Source organism: Tsukamurella sp. USMM236 (assembly GCF_037148755.1).
GTDB lineage: Bacteria > Actinomycetota > Actinomycetes > Mycobacteriales > Mycobacteriaceae > Tsukamurella.
In genome coordinates this window covers 269,751-285,738 of the sequence record NZ_JBBCSS010000005.1, presented here as the reverse complement: position 1 = coordinate 285,738, position 15,988 = coordinate 269,751, and the positions used below count along the sequence as shown (strand labels likewise).

Below are 15,988 nucleotides of genomic sequence, written 5' to 3'. Positions count from 1 at the left end.
TTCCGTGACGATCCGCATGGTCCGTCGTGGTGGGGCAGGTGGGGCTCGAACCCACGACCAGCGGATTATGAGTAAGTAGCGCTCGCCTCCGTCGGCAGCGCCGCGACCAGGGATATTTCGTCGGCGAAAAGCGGAAACGCGCCGCGTAACCGCCCTTGACCAGCACGGATCCGGTAGGGATCGGGTCGCCTCCGGTCGCCCTCGGGAGGGGTCCGGCGGGTTCCGGTCGCCCGCACGGGGGCTGAGACGGGGGTGAGATCAAGACCCTCCGAAACCTGTCGGTGGCGCATGGGATGATCCCAGCTCAAGGCAGACGCTTCGGAAGGCAAGGCGCGGTATGGGGTGGTTCAGTTGGATCCGAGACGCGTGGGACTTCTTCTTTGCTCTAAGTGCAAGTGCTTGGAGCGCCATCGCTGCGTGGTTTGCGGTTGGAGCGGCGGTGTTCGTTGGGTTGAAGGCCGCGGGCTATGCGAAGGAGCAAGTTAGGCAGATACGGCAGCAAATAACTGATGCTGAACGCGACAGGATCGTCCAGGCTGACAAAGATCGTCAGGCATCTATCGAACGCGATCGAGCGCGGACCGAACAAATGGCGCAGGCTGAGGCTGACCGGGCCGTACGAGAGCAAGCGATGATCACCCAGGCTGAAAGCGCCGAGGCCGCAAGGCAACAGCAGGCCGACGACGCTAAGAAGCTCCGGGAACTTCAGGCGCGCCCGAACGTCGTGATGTTTGCGCGACCTGTCGAAGGAAACTGGCAGTTCTTGGACATCGTCATCAAGAACTTCGGGACGACTCCTGCCTTCGACATCAGAATTGAACTGGATTCGACCCCAGAGAGCGCGCCTGACAGTCCGGGGGAGCCGATACGGCCGGTGGCGATACCGGATTTCATTCCGATTCTTGCGCCCGGCCAGGAGTGGCGAGGGCTGTGGGATTTTGCGCCTCATCACATCGACGCGCAGGGTATCAAGAACGTTCACGAGGGTACGGTTCGGTACACCGATATTTCGAGGTCGGTCCACTACGAAACTCCCGTTTCGCTCGACTTCCTCATGCTCAACGGGGCGGAATTTGTGTCGATGAACACTATTCACGACGTAGCTAAAACGCTTGAAAAGCGGATGAAGGCGACAAACGAAGCTTTAGTGCAGATCGGAAAGATTGCGGCTAAATTCTCGTCTGAGAACACCGGCATATGGGTAAACCTCAGTGAGGATCCGCAGCAACTTCAAGCTAGGCGGGACGCTGAGCGAATGCAGGATGCCGCCGATGCGAACGATTTGGCTAGGCGTTTCGGAATCAACCAAACAGAGGTACAACCGGCGCGAGGTGAGCCGAATCCTTCGGCTCCTGCCGATCCTGCGCCTGCGGAGCCGCCGCAATCTGAGGGCGAGTGAGCGGCGCGGCCTTGCCGCCCTCCGCGCTGGAGATGTAGTCGCCGTACACGTTCAGGGTCGTGGTGAACTGGGCGTGGCCGAGCCACTTGCTGACCTGCATGTAGTGCTCCCCGGCGGACAGGCTGAGCACCGCGAACGTGTGGCGGAGGTCGTGCCACCGAGAGTTTGGCCTACCCTGCTCGGCAAGCGCGGTCTGTAGGTGCCGCTTGTAGACGTTCGCCGCGTTGATCGGGTGCGCCCAGTCGTACATCTGCGACTTGTCGGTGACGTCGCGCCCCCGGCGCTTGGCCTCAGCGAGCGTCAACCGGGCGGGGAACACCGGCGCGGTCGGTCGGTAGTCGGGGTTGGGCTGGCCGTTGCGGGTCGGCCCGTACGGGTGCACCTCATCGAGGTACCGCCGCAGGTCCTCCACCAGCCACCCGTCAATCGGCACCGTTCGCCGGGACTTCTCGGACTTGGGCGCGCCGACCTTCCAGCCGCCCTTGACGGCGGTCCGGGTCCGCTCGACTCGCAGGCTCCCGGTCCCCGTTGCAGCGGCCTGTCGCCCTCGCTCGCGGTTGCTCGGGAGCGTTAGGTCTCCGAGTTCGAGGCCCTGAAGCTCAGCCTGGCGGAGGCCGGTGTACGCGGAGAACAAGACAGCAAGGCCATAGATCGGGTGGCCCTGCCGGTCGGTGATGTCCGCGACCACAGCGGCCACGGCATCCGCCGTCAGCGGGCGCGCACTGAACCGCTCGGCACGGGCAGTGCGGACGACCGGCGCGGCGTCCGGCGCGGAGGTCTCGGGGGTGGCGTCGGCACTGTGGCCGGCCACGAGCTCCACGACCTCCTCGCCCGCGTGGACGGTGGTTCGGCGCGGGAACGGCAGCGAGTGGACCGGGTTCGACGGCAGCGCCCCATCGACCACGGCCACATCCAGAATCCGGCGCAGGGCGTCATAGGCGTGCTTGGCCGTGCCGCGCGACAGCGTGATGAACTCCGGCGCGGTGTTCTTGGTCTGGTTGGCAGCGCCCTTGTTCTTCCCGGTCTGGTCCTCGTCGGCGCGGCGGGCACGCTCGGCTGCCGGGGTGCGGGTGTTGTAGTCCCGGCGAGGTCGCGGGCTCAGCAGCGCGGTGCGGAACCTCCGCACGTCGGTCGGGCTGATCGTGGCGACTGCACGGCTCCCGAACACGGGCGCGAGGTAGCGCCGGTATGTGGCCTCATACTCCGTGATGGTGTCGGGTTTGATCGTGCCCGCGAGGCTGTCGAAGAACGCGCGGGCGTAGTGGGCGAACGGGAGGTCACCCGCCTTCAACGTGGCCGACGTGGACGTGGCGGCGGTGCGGTGGCGTCGCGACCGCAGGTCGTCCTCGAACTGCTCTGCCTCGGCGTAGGTCGGGAAGGTCCGGTAGTGCTGGGACTTCTTCTTGCGGCCTGTCGGGCGCGCTGGGTCTTGGGGCACGGGCATCCCAAACTCATCGCGCACTGTCTCCTTCCAGGTCACGATGTAGGTGCGGACGGGCTTGCCGTTCTTGCGCTGCTTGGTCTCGCGTGGGGTGATCGCCATGTCAGGCCTCCATCCGGGCGAACGCGCGGCGGACAGTAGACGGCTGCCACTGCATCGACCCGCTGGGGCTGAGCACGCCGTCGGCCTCCAGGGAAGCGGCGATCTTGGCGAAGCTCAGGCCGTCCGCGCGTAGCTCGATGATCTTGGTCTTGGCGTCTCGGCTCATCCGCTCGGGAGCGCCGATCCGCACGCCCTGGGCCTTCTTGGCTGCGAGGGCTGCGCGGGTGCGTTCGCTGATGAGGTCGCGCTCGAACTCCGCGAACACAGCGAGCATCTGCATCATCGCCTTGCCCGCCGGGGTCGTGGTGTCGAGGTTCATGTCGAGGGCGACCAGCGCCCACCCGAACCGGCGGGACTGCGCGCTGATCTCAGCGGCGTGGATGACGGATCGCGCGAGCCGGTCCATCTTCGCCACGACCAGCCCGTCAGCTCGGCCATCGGCCAGCAGCTCCAGCGCCTCCGACAGCGCGGGGTTGATGTGCTTGCCGCTCCTGCCTTCGTCGCTGAACAATCGCAGCTCCCACCCGCGCCGCTCTGCCTCGGCCCGGATCGCAGCCTCTTGGGCGTCGAGTCCTGCGCGGCTCTCGGCCTGTTCCTCGGTGCTGACTCGGACATATCCGAGCATCAATCGCCTACTGCCCGTGGTGCTCTGACTTATCGACATGGCATGTCTCCCAACGTTATTCGGGGCGTATCCGTTCGTTTCCGCCTTACGCCCCGACCTTACCGCCCGATTTACGCGATGGCGACAGCATCGCTTCATGATCATGAAGTCGACAGAGCTGGGTGTGCCCACTCCGGCTCGAGCGGTCGGGCCGTAGGCGGTGCGAGCGAGGCCGGGGCTCCCCGGTCTACCGCTCGCCCCCGTTCAGCGGCGTACGTCGTCGCTAGGCGGTCGCGCGGGCGTCCTCCGGGGCCGGGAGCGGCCGGGGGCGCAGTCCTCGGGGCGTGCGCGCGCGGGCTACTTGTGGCGCGGGGTTGTCCTGGCCGCCTTGGCGTTCGCGGTCCTGACGAACTCTGCTGCGGTCTCGGCGTCTGCTGCATCCGCCGAGGCCAGTGCGGGTGGCAGCTTGGCCGGCGGGTCGCTCGGCTCCGCAGGCTCCACGACCTCCGCGTCGATGTAGCCGCGAGGCCTGCGCGCTTCGTCTTCCTCCATCATCGCCCGGTGTGCTGCGAACGGGTCTGCTTCGTCGGGCTCACCGCCCCGCATTGCTCGGCTGTCCTCTCGGGTGCCACCTGCGATACCCGCGAACACCTGCTCCCACGCCTTGGCCGGTCCCACCTCAACCTCCACGGCCTGCTTGGCTCCGATGCCCGCACGGTCCAGCGCGGTCTTGATGCCCTCCAGCTTCACGTACGCGGGCACCTTGTCGTTGGTGGCAATTCCCAACAGTTCCTTAGCCATTCGGTCTGCGGCCATTTCCAAGCGCACGCGCGCCTTCGCCTTGACCTGGGGTGCAGAGCCACCGTGGTTGCGGCAGACCTGCATCCCGGCGCTCGCGGCTTTCCGGCAGGGCTGGCCGTTCGTGCGTCGCGCAGTACACCGCCGCTTCGGCTCCCGTCCATCCGCCCAGGCTAGGTCTGCGCTGTCGCCTTCCTTGGGTTCTGGCTTCCTATGGTCCTCAGCATCATTGGCCTGCACAACCTCAGCTCGTGGTGCGTCGTCCGCGGCCACGTCATCCTTGGCCTCAAGCGGCACCCAGATTTCCTGGGTGTCGTCCTCGGGGTCGTCCACCCAGTGGCCCCATTCGCCGAACTCCTCGTGCCACTCGGGCGCGGAGCTCTCGACCTCCATAGGCGCGGGGGTGGGGCGGGGCTCGTGGTTGCTGTCGCTGCCTTCGTTCGGCTTGGTGGCGTCGTCGTTCGGGGGTGTGTTCATCTGCTCGGTCATGGTCAATCTCCTTCTAGTGGTGGTGTTTCCGGTGGGTTCTACGTCCGCGTAAAACCGAGACTTCCGTGTTCGTCCCGATCCGTGTTCGTCTTATAGCGCGGGACGAGGACGGCCTAGGGGCCGTCCGTCGTCCCTCGCCCGCCCGCTCAAATTCGGTGTTCGTCCCGTGTTCGTCCCGCTCGGGACGAGCATGAAACCCGCAGGTAGACGCAGGTTTCTTGTCGCTTTGCAGTTCGGTGTTCGTCCCGGCGCGGGACGAGCACGAAAAGTCCGATTCCGTGTTCGTCCCGGTACTCGTCCCGTAGCGCTCGTACGGTTTACCGCCGACCGGTCCGATTCCGCCCGCCCTCACTGCGAATCACCCCGCTCGATCACCAGATTCAGGCCAGGCCCGTGACGCCAGACGTCGGTCATACGGGACTTGCTCCCGTCGCCGTACGGCAGGTTCTCCCTGTCCTTGACGATGCGCTTCCTGGAGACCAACTCGGCCCATGCAAGATCGACGGGCTGCCTCTTGCACTCAAGTGCCTTGGCTGACAATCGGATGTGATCGGACTTGCTCATTGAGGGGTTGCGGTCGATGCTCGCCAACAGCTCATCGCGAATCTGGACCTCACGACGGACCCCCGCGCCTGAGCCACCACTCGACCCCGCCCCACTGGTCCCGGTGGGGTTCACGGCCCACGTGATCCGGTCGTCACCGTCAGCGCCTTCGTGACTGCCGGTGTCCTCGTTGAACCGGCCCAGGTTCCAGTCGATGTCGTACTCGCGCCCGCCCCACTGCCGCGACCCATAGCCCACGCGCAGGTGGAACTCCCCGGCGTCCACGTCGGGGTCGGAGTGGTGGAACCGGGTGATCCATGAGTCCGCGACCTCGGCTTGGCCGGCCATCGAGATCATGTCGAGGTCGTTGCCCTTGCCCGCCGTGGACCGGTAGTGGTCGGTCATCAGAGAGGTCGCGCCCTCACACTCCGACCGGACCAGCTTGTGGAAGGCGTCGATAGCCTGCCCGCGCTGGTACAGGTTCCCGGCTTCCACGCCCTCGGGGTGGAAGTTGTAGAAGCTCTCGATCAGCACCAGGTCGGGCTGCGCCGCGTCGAGCATCCCCTTCAGCTCGGCCGCAAACCTCGGGTCGCTCATCGGAGCAGCACCGAATGCGACCTGGAGCGGGAAGTGGGGATCGCCCGCCACGTCGTTCGGGTCCACCCCGTACGTGCGGCACATGCGCTGGAGCTTGCGCTGAACGTCGCTCTGGCCGCCCTCGCCGACGATGTAGAGCACGCGCCCACGCTTCGGTACCGCGAACGGCTCGTGATTGTAGAGCGGCTGCCCCGTCGCGACCGCCAGAGCCAGGGCGTGGTTCTCGTGGGTCTTCAACGACTTCTTCGGCCCAGCGATCACCCCGAACGTGTCCCGCACGAGGATGCCCCTGACCATGAACTCCGGTGGTGGTACCGGCTTCGCCCACTCCTGCGCGCCCATGAGCTTGAAGATCGGCGTGGGGGCAGCGCCGCTCGCCGTCTTCGCGGTGCTGGTCGAGTCGCCAAGCGCGTCCTGATGCCACGCGCCGCCTGGCTCAAAGGCTGCGTGCACGTAGTCGGGTGTGGGGTCGCCTGCGACGGTCCGCCCCGCGCCCTCCCACGCTCTGTCGAAGTCGCGAGCTGCCGCAGCCTCCCCGTCGCCCCTGGGATCTCGATCCGCATACCTCGGGCCGACCGATGCGATGAACCCGGCGCGCAGGGTGGCGTGCGCGATCCCGAGACCAGCGTCGCCTTGCTCCGCGTAGCGGATCACCTTTCCCTGCACATTCCCGGTCGCGGCTATCGTTTCGTGGCCGTTGCCAGGGAACTCTGCGAGCGCCGTCCGCACGGCCTCCGCCATGCGCGGTGACATCGGCCCCCGGTAGTCGGAACGGGCCGCGAGCCGATCCAGGAGCGCCCCGCCCTCGGCCTCAGTAGCCTTCTCCGCGTTGCGCGTACGCGGCGCGGTAATCGCGTCGATGATCGCTCGCGGCAGCTCCGTCAGGCCCTCGGGCCGCGGGACTTCACCCACCTCAGCGAGCGTCCCGTCAGGCCTCCACCAGCGGTACCGCTTGCCGCCGTTGGCTGGGTTGGTCGACGGGAAGACCACCGAGTAGCGGTGCCCTCGGTGGAGCACCTCCACACCCTCGCCGAATGGCTTGAGGTTGCTCGGCCAGGCCATACCAGCCGACCAACTCCGGCACCCGGTAGAACGCGTGGAACGAACCATCCGCGCGGCTCGTGCTTGTCCAGGTGTCGGGCAGCTCCAAGCCCGCCGCGCCTTCCATCGCGGCGATGGTCTCGGCGGCAGGCTTCCCGTCGTGGTTGTCCACGTCGAACGCGATCACGTTCGACGGCAACCGCAGACACAGGTTCCCGTCCTGGTGGCGCGGCGATTGCGCCCAAGCGGTCAGCTGGTTGCTATCAGGGTCCGCACCTTCGTGCCCGGTGTAGTCCATAGGCGGCGGCCACTTCTGTCCTTCGGGGAGCGGCAGCACTCCGCGCCAACCTGCGGCGCGGTACCGCTGTGCCCATGCCGCATACCCGCCAGGAGGCGAATCGACAGTTTTCTCAGTCGTTGTCACGCCGCACCGACCTTCGCGGTCCACCGCGTGAATGCAGATCGTGCCGCAACCCTGCGTGCCCGCCACCACTCGGCCTCACGTCGAGCGCGGCGCATATCGCGGTCGATTTCCTCGCAGTGAGCGCGCATCATGTCGTTCCAGAGCTGCTGGAAGTAGCCGGGGTACTCGGCGGAGTCGGAGTCACAAGCGGGCCAGCGGCGCGAGTAGTGGTGCGGGTTCTCGACCACTGCTTGTGGGGCGTCGCACCCTAGCTGATCAGGTAGAATAGACATGAAAGCCTCTCTTGGGGATGGGTTTTCGGGCCATCGCTCTTTGCCGGTCGTTGGTTCATTGCTCTGCCCTCGGCTCCAGTCGGGCCGGGGGCATTGCGCTATCTGCGTGCCTTCAGGCGGGTCGGCAGGACGACCGCGCCAGGCCATAGCTCTTCCTTGCAGCACGTGAGGCAGAACGGGAGCGCCCAGATAGTCGCGCCGCGCGTGACCATCACGATCCGCTTCGGCTGATTCGCTCGATCCAGCGCGGCGCGCAGACGGTCCACCTCCGACCACACATCGTCGATGCGGTCCTTGTAGTCGCGGCCAGAGGCGGTGCGAGTCGTGAACTCGGCGTCTCGGTGCGCTGCCCGGTAGTCATTCAGCAGTCCCTGGTAGCGGCTTCCCATGTTGTGGACGCACGAGACGCACACCGAATCGAAGGCGCTCGACCACGTGCCCGTCATCCGGTGGTGCATCATCGTGCTCGCACGGTTGCGCCCGACGTAGTGGTGCGCGAGGTAGACGGCCAGCCGTTCAGGGGATTCGCCGGCCAAGATCGGCCAGACAACGCGACGCATCGCGGTGCCGTCGAACACGCCCGCGTCAGGCCAGCCTGGGCTATCGACGTACTGCGGGTCGAAGGTGTGTGGATCCAGGAAGGCTGCGACCCGCATCCGCCAGTCGCCCACGGATTCGGCGCGGGAGCCATCGGCGTGACGCTTGAATGGCACCCATCGCGTGACCTCTCCGGCGGCTTGCCGGGCGAACTCGGCGCGCTGCTCGCTCTCGCACCACGCCACCGCCTCCGGCTTCGGCTCCCACCAGTGCGCTCCGCGAATATCCTGCCGCCAGTACGGAACCGATGCGCTCGCGAGGACCAGCATGCGGGCTCCGGGCTTGTCGCCAAGCTCGAAGTCCAGTGTCGTGCCGAACTCTCGAACCAGTTCTGTGTCCATGCCACGGACACCGCCGCGCTTGTCCGCCCACGGGTCGGCTTGCCATCCCTCGGGGCGAGGATCGACCATCTCACTGCCCACGTGCGGAATCCCCGCGCCGATGAGCGAGCGCACATCCTCGGGGAGTCCGTAGGTGGGGCGCTCGCGGTCCATGTAGGCGCGCAGGCAGTCGGGGACTTCGCCGGTGCTGTCGCTCTCGGTGAAGGCCGAAACTTGCTGATCGACCGCAGCGAGGTAGCCGGGGCCGTTGTGCTCGGGACGGTGCCCGGTCAGGTGCGGCGCGATGCCGGGGAACTTCGCGAGCAGCGCGGCGCGCTCGTACTGGTTGTTGGTGTACTCGTTCATGCCGCGCCGCCTCGCTCGCCAGCGGTGCCGTAGGCAATCCGCGTACCGCGCAGGCAGGCCCGTAGGTCGTTGACGGAGTACATGTTGCGCGTGCCGACCCGGTAGCACGCGAGTTCGCCGCGCTGGGTGGCCGTCTTGATCAGGTTCTGGGTTACGCAGGGCACCCCAGCGCGAGTGAGATACTCGACAGCCTCGGCGCGAGTCATGGTCGGCAGGTCGGGATCGACCGCCACGGTTTCCACTGTGGACATGGCTTCCTCTCTGAGGGAGAGGGGTGCCCAAACGGGAACTGAGCTCACGCAGGGACATCCCTCACATGGTTGTGAGTTGTCCACTGCGTGACCGAGCGGCTACTTAGCGAGACGCTGCCCTATACAGACCGTGCCCAGGTATCTGGGCCAACACATTCGCACAGTCACTTTCATCCCTGAGCCTGTACCTACCTGCATGACATCTGCAGCACCCGTACAGCTCCGGAACAGCGGGGTGATCCGCCCTTTCGAGCGGGTCGATTCCGATAGTACCCGACCGGATCGGGCGGTCTCGGAAGTCTTTCGGCGCTACTTGTCTCCCCAGAAGGCGCGGCCAAATACCGCTGCCAGGAACATCAAGAGCAGCAGCCCGCCCCAGCCGATGGCTTCCATGTCGACCTCCCTGTGTGAGTAGGCCGCTACCGTAGCGCCAGGCACCGACGTGCTCGCATGGTTTGTCCGGTGCCGGCTGCCTCGCGCTTGCTCCGTTCGGCGTCCGCGCGCTGGCGTAGGGTTTCGTTAGCTGCTGTAACAGAGTTACGGCGACCCTTGCGGTTGTGCCGCATTCACTCCTTGGGCTGGTGGCCCTGACGGAGCCACCTTGTTCTGAATCTTCGCGCTCGGCGTTCTGTCGGCGCTGACCTCCCAGGAGAACCTCATGCGTACTTCCGCACTGGCCGGCCACGAGTCGGTTGATCCCAAGTTCCTCGCCCCGATCTGCGGCGCGGACGTGTCCCGTCGTCGCGGCTACCACTCGGAGGGCGACGTCACGGCCCGCGTGACCGAGACCGCCGATGGTGTCGACCTCAATTCCATTTGGAATGAGCAGGTCTCGGCGCTCTCGATCCTCAACGAGCATCGAACCACCCTGGCGAGCCTTCTGAGCTACACCACGACCGACGCCGCGCTGGCTGTCGCGCAGGGACCGGACGCCGGGGTGAAGATGGAGCTGGCGTCGGAATTCGGTGTGCCGTCCGCGTACCGCCCGAACCAGGACTACCTGCGGATGGGCCTGCCGTTCAAGGACTGGGACACCCGCTCGGCGTTCACCTGGAAGTTCCTCCGCGATGCCAGCTCCGAGCAGGTGTCGGCGATCTTCGCCGCTGGAATCGAGGCCGACAATCGCCTCATCACCGGCTCGATCTTCAACCGGCTGTTCAGCCCCGCGCCTGCGATTGCCGACGACACCCAGCTCACTGTGTACGGCCTGTACAACGGCACCGACGGCATCGCCCCGCCCACCTACATGGGGCGCGAGTTCCCGGCGACCACCACGCACTACTTCACCACCGGCAGCGCGGTACTCGACTGCGCTGACGTCGAGAACGGCATGAAGCTTCTCACTGAGAAGGGATTCGGGACGAAGGCCAGCGGCTCGACGCTGCTCATCATCGCGAACGAAGACACCGTCGAGCACATGACCGAGTGGCGCCGAGGTGAGCCGACGCGCGCTGCGGAGTCGGGTGAGCCGGAGGCACCCAAGGCGCGGTACGACTTCGTACTGTCGGCGGGCGCACCCGCGTACCTCACCGACCAGCAGGTCATCGGCCGGATTGCTCCGGCTGAGTTCCAGGGGCTTGATGTGCTCGGCAGCTACGGCCCGGCGTTCGTGGTCACCAACCACCTCATCCCCGCCGGGTACGTCCTGGTGGTGGCGACCGGTGGCCCGAACAGCGCGCTCAACCCGGTCGCGGTGCGGCAGCACCCCAAGCCCGAGTACCAGGGCCTGCGTCAGATTCCCGGCAACCAGCAGAACTACCCGCTCATCGACAGCTTCCTGTCGCGGTCGTTCGGCGTGGGCGTGGCTCGACGGGGCGCGGCCGCAGCGATCGAGGTCACTCCGTCCGCCAGCTACACCGCCCCGACGTTCGCTGTGTAGCGCAAGAAGAACCTCGCACCCTCGGGTGCTTCACCACGGGCATCGGCGGGGGGCTCACAGCCTCCGCGCCGTTCCTGTCCTCGGGAGAGAAGGCAAGGACATGACCACGAATACATCGGGCAGCGGCCCTACGCCGGGTGAGCGGTTTCGGAACGCCTTCGACCCCGGCTCCGGCGACTTCAGCGGCGGGAGCGGCGTGGAGCTAGGCGCACGGGCCGCCCTCTGTCGCGGTCTCGCCGCGCCGTCACCGGCGGCGGGCGGGTACAGCGGCGCAATCGCCGGAACCAGCCTCCACGACGCCACCGAAAGCCGCGCCCGACTGCTCGCCGGCCAACCGACCTCCGGCAACCACTGGGAGAAGAATCATGGCTAAGCGCAGGCGCACGACGCGGCCACGGACCGCCAAGCAGATCGCAGCCCAGAAGAAGGCCACCGCTGCATCGGCTGCCAAACGGCGCGGTACCGGTAGAGCGACGGCAACACGGGGCACCGGCGCGAGGGCAACACCGACCGGCACGACGAAGGTAACGACCCCGACGCTCAACGGCAAGACCTCCCGCGCTCGGGTGTACCGGTCGGCTGCGTACGCGGCTGCTGTCGCGGGCGGGGCGCGGCTCGCTGCGTCGTCCACGAGTCGGCGCGCTGCGGGTGCGGTCGCGAAGTCCTACGTGCGCGGCAGCTTTGAGCGGAACTTGGAGGTCGGCCAGGGTGGGGCGTTCAAGGGCGTCAAGGCGGGCGCGGAGTTCCGCACCCCGTCAGGGCGCGGGGTGCTCGTCAAGGGCATCGTCGGCTACCACGGCAAGCCAGACCGTCGGTTCGACGTGACGCCGTCCCTCAACAAGCGGACCCGCACCATGACGGTGAAGGTGAAGCCCAACCCTGGCCGAAAGGTCAGGTAGTGCGGCTACGGGTAGACGCCGTTCTCAACCTTCACGCGACAGTTGGCCCGGATGTCGAAGGCGAGGCCGCTGTCGTCGCCCACCTTGACACCCTGTTCCTTCGCGCACTGCTCGATCCTGTTGAAGTCGGATGCGTCTTTGGTCATGCCTGCGATCTGAGCACCGACGAACACGACGACCACCAGCGCGACAATGGCAGCTCCCGCGATGATGATGCGCTTCTTGTTCCGCTGGACGAACGCCTTGAACGCCTCCAGCTGTGGGATCGGCTCCCCGCCCGTCTCCACCGTGATCTTCATCCGAGCTCCCCAAACCGCACGTTGCCTCCTTCTAGACAGGCTTGCATCATGCCTGCTCAGCCGGACATTCCGGCGCGATTCGGAGTCTAGACGATTAGAGTTGTGACGTTTTGACTCTGGGACGTAAAGGGTTGGGACGTATGTAGTAGGTACGCCATGAGTCCCGCGCCGAAGCCCACCCCAAACCCTGCCGTTGCGGCGTTCGGTCGACGGGTGCGGGCGCAGCGGGAGAAGCTGGGCCTGTCTCAGGAGGCGGCAGCGGTCCGGTGTGAAGTCCATTGGACCTACCTCGGGCAGGTCGAGCGCGGGCAGAGGTCCGCGCGGGTCGAGAACATCATCAAGCTCGCCAAGGGGCTGGAGACGACACCGGGCGCGCTGCTCGATGGTCTTTCCATCGACAGCGAGTAGATGCGCGGAGGAATCGGGCAAACCTGTCAGAGGTTGCCGCTAAGTTCACGGCATGGATGAAAACGAGAAGGCCGTCGATGAATCAGGCCAGAAGCCGTTGCAATATCCGAAACTGAAGCAAACGAAAGACTGGTTCGGTGCGCCCGACTACTACCTCCAGCGTATGGCGGACATGGGTAACGCGACCGGGTGGGGCATGGGCCTGACTCTGCTGGTCAACGGCATGGTGGTCCAGGGAACAGTGACTTCGGGGCAGAACTACTTCGAGACAAGTGCGGCGCGTGTGCGGGCAGGTGTTGCTGCGGATGAGGTTGACGAGGAGACTGCGCGCGTTGCAGAACGAATGATTGGGTATTACCTCGATGACCCTGCAGCAGAAATTGATGTGCAGAAGTATGGGGCAATGGAGACTGATGAGGGTATGACGCGGTACATACATCTCAGCGACGTGAGCATCATTCAGTCGGGGCAGCAAACGCTGAACCTCGATAGCTTCAGGGTCCTGTTGTCGCACGTGTCAGCCTGGGCGGTCGGGCGGCGGTAAGACGCCCGGGGGATGAGACGGGGATGAGACGACGGCCCGAAATCGTGTGATTTCAGGCCGTCGGTCTCGATCCTCAACCCGTCTACCTCGGGTTTCTCAGGTGGGGCAGGCGGGGCTCGAACCCGCGACCTACGGATTATGAGATCGTTCTCGTGCCAGTCCAGATGACGCGAAACTGCGCTTGACCTGCGCTGCATCGCGTCGTACTGCGAAGCACAGAGAAGCTGATTTCACCGCGCGCCACCCGCATACCCCCCAGGGCAGAACGCTTCTGTGGGTCGTCCTTCAACGAAAAGACCCTCGTCGCCCTGACCGGCAACGAGGGTCGGAGAAGGACCAGACCAGTGGACCAACTTCGTCTCGACTATACCCAACCCTCAGCCACGAGCGGCGGTCCGGCGGCGAGCCCCCGCGAGCCGCAAGTGGCCGCCGCTGGGCCGCGAAGCGGCCCACTTGGTAATACCTCAGAGTTAGTGCAGCCACCCGAGGTCAGCGACTTCTGGGCGGAGGACTGGGTCACCCGTCGACGGGTTCGTTTCGGAGCACGGGCGCTTCTCTGGGAAGGCTCTAGCCTGGGTGCGGTACGTCGATGCGGGCGCTTCATTCACGGCGATAGTCCCTCTGCCGACGATCGCGTCCGGACAGGGCGCAGGGCGGGCAGAGGCGTTCAGATCAAGCGGACAGGCAACCGCGCTGGGTTCGGTGGCTTAGCTACCTGCGGAAGCGTATGGGCCTGCCCACGATGCTCGGCAGTGGTCGCGGCCGAACGGGCCGTGGAGCTCGGAAACGCGATCCGCGCGTGCCATGCGGCCGGCGGCTCGGTTTTCATGGTCACGCTCACGATGCGACACCGCAGAGAGGACGCGCTCGGTCAGCTGTGGGACGGGCTCAGCTCAGGATGGCGGGCCGCTTTCGGTGGGGTCGCGTGGACTGGTAAGGCCGGAACCACCGACCGCCCGCGAAGGCTCGGGCAACGCGAACTATTCGACGTTGCTGGACATACCAGGACGGTGGAAGTAACGGTCGGGGTCGACGGGGCTGGATGGCACGTCCATGTGCACGCTCTGATCTTCGTAGGTGATGTCGGACTTGAAGGTGCGCTCGTGCGTTCGTGGGGCGACATAATTCGTCGGATGCTGGGGTGGAAAGAAGCTCGCGACGTACCGGCGGCGTGGGTGGCTCGGATAGCCTTCGCGTCGTTGATCTACCGCCGTTGGCGTGCCGGCCTCGGGAAGGCAGGATTTGACTGCGGGGCAGCCGGCGTAGACGTGAGAGAAGTCGCCGACCACGGTGGCGAATTCATCGGCAGGTATCTCGCTAAGGCGACATACGACGCGGCGACCGCCGCCGGCTACGAGAACGCCGGTGGAACCACCAAGAGGGCACGTGGCCGGAACCAGACCCCATTCGAAGTGTTGTACGAGATCTCGGAATCGGTCGCAGCTCGATCCTGGGGCATCAGAACACCACGTCGTTGGAAGATCCTCCGCGACAGTACTGACTTTCTGCTTGTCGACCTCACCACTGCGGAAGTGAAGGAGGTTGCGCCACCACTCCTATGGCGTCGATGGTGGGAGTGGGAGCAGGAGTCGAAGGGCAGGCGTCAGCTGGTCTGGGCACGTTCGCGATCTGGACACCGTGCGGATCTCTGGGACGAGATCCTTCAGGCCAGAGGGCGAGAGCGTGGCGATGAGGAAATCGCTCGCGACGACCTCGGCGGTGTCGTACTGGGGGAGATATCCCGGTCCTCATGGTACGGACGGATGGCATACCGTCCGTCGTGGCTGACAGCAGCTCTCGAAGCCGCTGAACGCGGTCCGAGAGACCTTCGGGATTGGTGTGCCGACCACGATATCGAGTTCGACCCAGTGCCGAGCCGAATCGAGGACTAGGACCCCTCGGGCAGTCCCGAGTCGCACTTTAGCGACACGTCATCGATTCCTACCTGCGTCAGCTGCGGTTTCACGTTCTCCAACAAGGCTTTTTGGTCACTGATGGTTTTCTCAGTTCCAGAGGGTGCGACCACAAGGCGGTAGCCGTCGGTCAGGTAGCACCGTCTCTCGGCCGCTCCCGGTTCCGCGTCTTTGCCGTTTGGAATGACGTCGGCGATGGGCGGGCGCCCCGGATTCGGATAGATCCCCATCCGAACGTCACCACAGAACAGAAAAACATTGAACGCGCTGACATCCTGCGTCGCGTTAGGGGTCTTCTGCCAGCAGCCCCCGATCGGCTTCATGACGGCCATCAGCTCCTGCGCCGACCAATTCGCTCGCTTCTGCGCCTTCTCGGAAGCCTGCGGGGTGGAATCGGAACTACCGGCGCAAGAGATCGCTGTGACGAGAACGATCACGATGAGCACGAGCGCAGCCAAACCGGCGAAGATGAAGTTCCTCGTCCGGTCTGGGCCACTGAACGGGCCATGCTTGGCGAATCCGCTACCAGGCGGTGGGAAGTTCGGCGGTGGACCGGCAGGCCCTTGCTGGTTGCGCTCGTCTGGCTGCATGTCGTTGTCCCCCTCGATAGACAGTCAAAAGGAACATACAACACCTCTGCGACCAGAACCCGGATCTCTCGACCGCGGTCGCTGAGGGCTGCTGGAGTCAGGGCTAGGCCGGCCTTGTGTGAGGAGCGGTTGAGTCGACTACTTACTTGCCTGATCTCGCCACCGGAGCGCGGTTGTGTGCGCAACCCCTGCGGCCTTCGCGGCAGGCTTGA

General features: G+C 65.6%; 15 protein-coding genes. 6 read left to right on the top strand and 9 right to left on the bottom strand.

Annotation, left to right across the window (positions count from 1 at the left end):
• Positions 1 to 337 precede the first annotated feature (337 nt).
• Positions 338 to 1,399 carry a cell envelope integrity protein TolA gene (locus WFK95_RS18185; RefSeq protein ID WP_336671487.1) on the top strand — a complete coding sequence of 354 codons (1,062 nt, stop codon included), beginning with the start codon at positions 338 to 340 and terminating at the stop codon, positions 1,397 to 1,399.
• Here the strand turns inward: WFK95_RS18185 and WFK95_RS18180 are convergent.
• The 7 genes from WFK95_RS18180 to WFK95_RS18150 all read right to left on the bottom strand — a co-directional run bounded on the left by WFK95_RS18180 (position 1,302) and on the right by WFK95_RS18150 (position 9,244).
• The gene (locus tag WFK95_RS18180; RefSeq protein ID WP_336671486.1) at positions 1,302 to 2,942 is read right to left on the bottom strand and encodes a tyrosine-type recombinase/integrase; all 1,641 of its coding nucleotides are present in this window, start codon (positions 2,940 to 2,942) and stop codon (positions 1,302 to 1,304) included. The genes WFK95_RS18185 and WFK95_RS18180 overlap by 98 nt on opposite strands.
• A 1-nt stretch (position 2,943) precedes the next feature.
• Positions 2,944 to 3,567: a recombinase family protein gene (locus tag WFK95_RS18175; protein ID WP_336671485.1), complete on the bottom strand. Its 624-nt coding sequence runs from the start codon at positions 3,565 to 3,567 to the stop codon at positions 2,944 to 2,946.
• 336 nt (positions 3,568 to 3,903) lie between these two features.
• Positions 3,904 to 4,833, bottom strand: coding sequence for a hypothetical protein (locus WFK95_RS18170; protein ID WP_336671484.1), 930 nt, complete (start codon positions 4,831 to 4,833; stop codon positions 3,904 to 3,906).
• 348 nt (positions 4,834 to 5,181) lie between these two features.
• Positions 5,182 to 6,885, bottom strand: a complete 1,704-nt coding sequence (locus tag WFK95_RS18165) for an AAA family ATPase (protein WP_336671483.1) — start codon at positions 6,883 to 6,885, stop codon at positions 5,182 to 5,184.
• 16 nt (positions 6,886 to 6,901) lie between these two features.
• Complete coding sequence (locus WFK95_RS18160; RefSeq protein ID WP_336671565.1) at positions 6,902 to 7,438, bottom strand: bifunctional DNA primase/polymerase; 537 nt, start codon at positions 7,436 to 7,438, stop codon at positions 6,902 to 6,904.
• Positions 7,439 to 7,808: 370 nt separating this feature from the next.
• Positions 7,809 to 8,993 (bottom strand): hypothetical protein, encoded by a 1,185-nt coding sequence (locus tag WFK95_RS18155; RefSeq protein ID WP_336671482.1) that lies wholly within the window; start codon positions 8,991 to 8,993, stop codon positions 7,809 to 7,811.
• Entirely contained in the window at positions 8,990 to 9,244 is a 255-nt protein-coding gene (locus WFK95_RS18150) for a hypothetical protein (RefSeq protein ID WP_336671481.1), read from the bottom strand. Before WFK95_RS18150 ends, WFK95_RS18155 begins: the two co-directional genes overlap by 4 nt.
• 658 nt (positions 9,245 to 9,902) lie before the next feature.
• Here WFK95_RS18150 and WFK95_RS18145 point away from each other — a divergent pair.
• Together WFK95_RS18145 and WFK95_RS18140 are read left to right on the top strand one after the other, a co-directional pair.
• On the top strand, positions 9,903 to 11,123 hold the full coding sequence (locus WFK95_RS18145) for a hypothetical protein (protein WP_336671480.1): 1,221 nt from the start codon (positions 9,903 to 9,905) through the stop codon (positions 11,121 to 11,123).
• 365 nt (positions 11,124 to 11,488) lie between these two features.
• Entirely contained in the window at positions 11,489 to 12,022 is a 534-nt protein-coding gene (locus WFK95_RS18140; RefSeq protein WP_336671479.1) for a hypothetical protein, read from the top strand.
• A gap of 5 nt (positions 12,023 to 12,027) precedes the next feature.
• On the opposite strand, the gene WFK95_RS18135 is transcribed toward WFK95_RS18140, so the two are convergent.
• Complete coding sequence (locus tag WFK95_RS18135) at positions 12,028 to 12,321, bottom strand: hypothetical protein (RefSeq protein ID WP_336671478.1); 294 nt, start codon at positions 12,319 to 12,321, stop codon at positions 12,028 to 12,030.
• Between the two features lie 156 nt (positions 12,322 to 12,477).
• Here WFK95_RS18135 and WFK95_RS18130 point away from each other — a divergent pair, with 156 nt between their 5' ends.
• The 3 genes from WFK95_RS18130 (at position 12,478) to WFK95_RS18120 (ending at position 15,165) form a co-directional block, all read left to right on the top strand.
• Complete coding sequence (locus WFK95_RS18130) at positions 12,478 to 12,729, top strand: helix-turn-helix domain-containing protein (RefSeq protein ID WP_336671477.1); 252 nt, start codon at positions 12,478 to 12,480, stop codon at positions 12,727 to 12,729.
• Between the two features lie 52 nt (positions 12,730 to 12,781).
• Positions 12,782 to 13,273, top strand: a complete 492-nt coding sequence (locus tag WFK95_RS18125) for a hypothetical protein (RefSeq protein WP_336671476.1) — start codon at positions 12,782 to 12,784, stop codon at positions 13,271 to 13,273.
• A 752-nt stretch (positions 13,274 to 14,025) separates the two neighbouring features.
• The gene (locus tag WFK95_RS18120) at positions 14,026 to 15,165 is read left to right on the top strand and encodes a hypothetical protein (protein ID WP_336671475.1); all 1,140 of its coding nucleotides are present in this window, start codon (positions 14,026 to 14,028) and stop codon (positions 15,163 to 15,165) included.
• Here the strand turns inward: WFK95_RS18120 and WFK95_RS18115 are convergent.
• Complete coding sequence (locus WFK95_RS18115; protein WP_336671474.1) at positions 15,162 to 15,776, bottom strand: hypothetical protein; 615 nt, start codon at positions 15,774 to 15,776, stop codon at positions 15,162 to 15,164. The genes WFK95_RS18120 and WFK95_RS18115 overlap by 4 nt on opposite strands.
• Between the last annotated feature and the right edge of the window lie 212 nt (positions 15,777 to 15,988).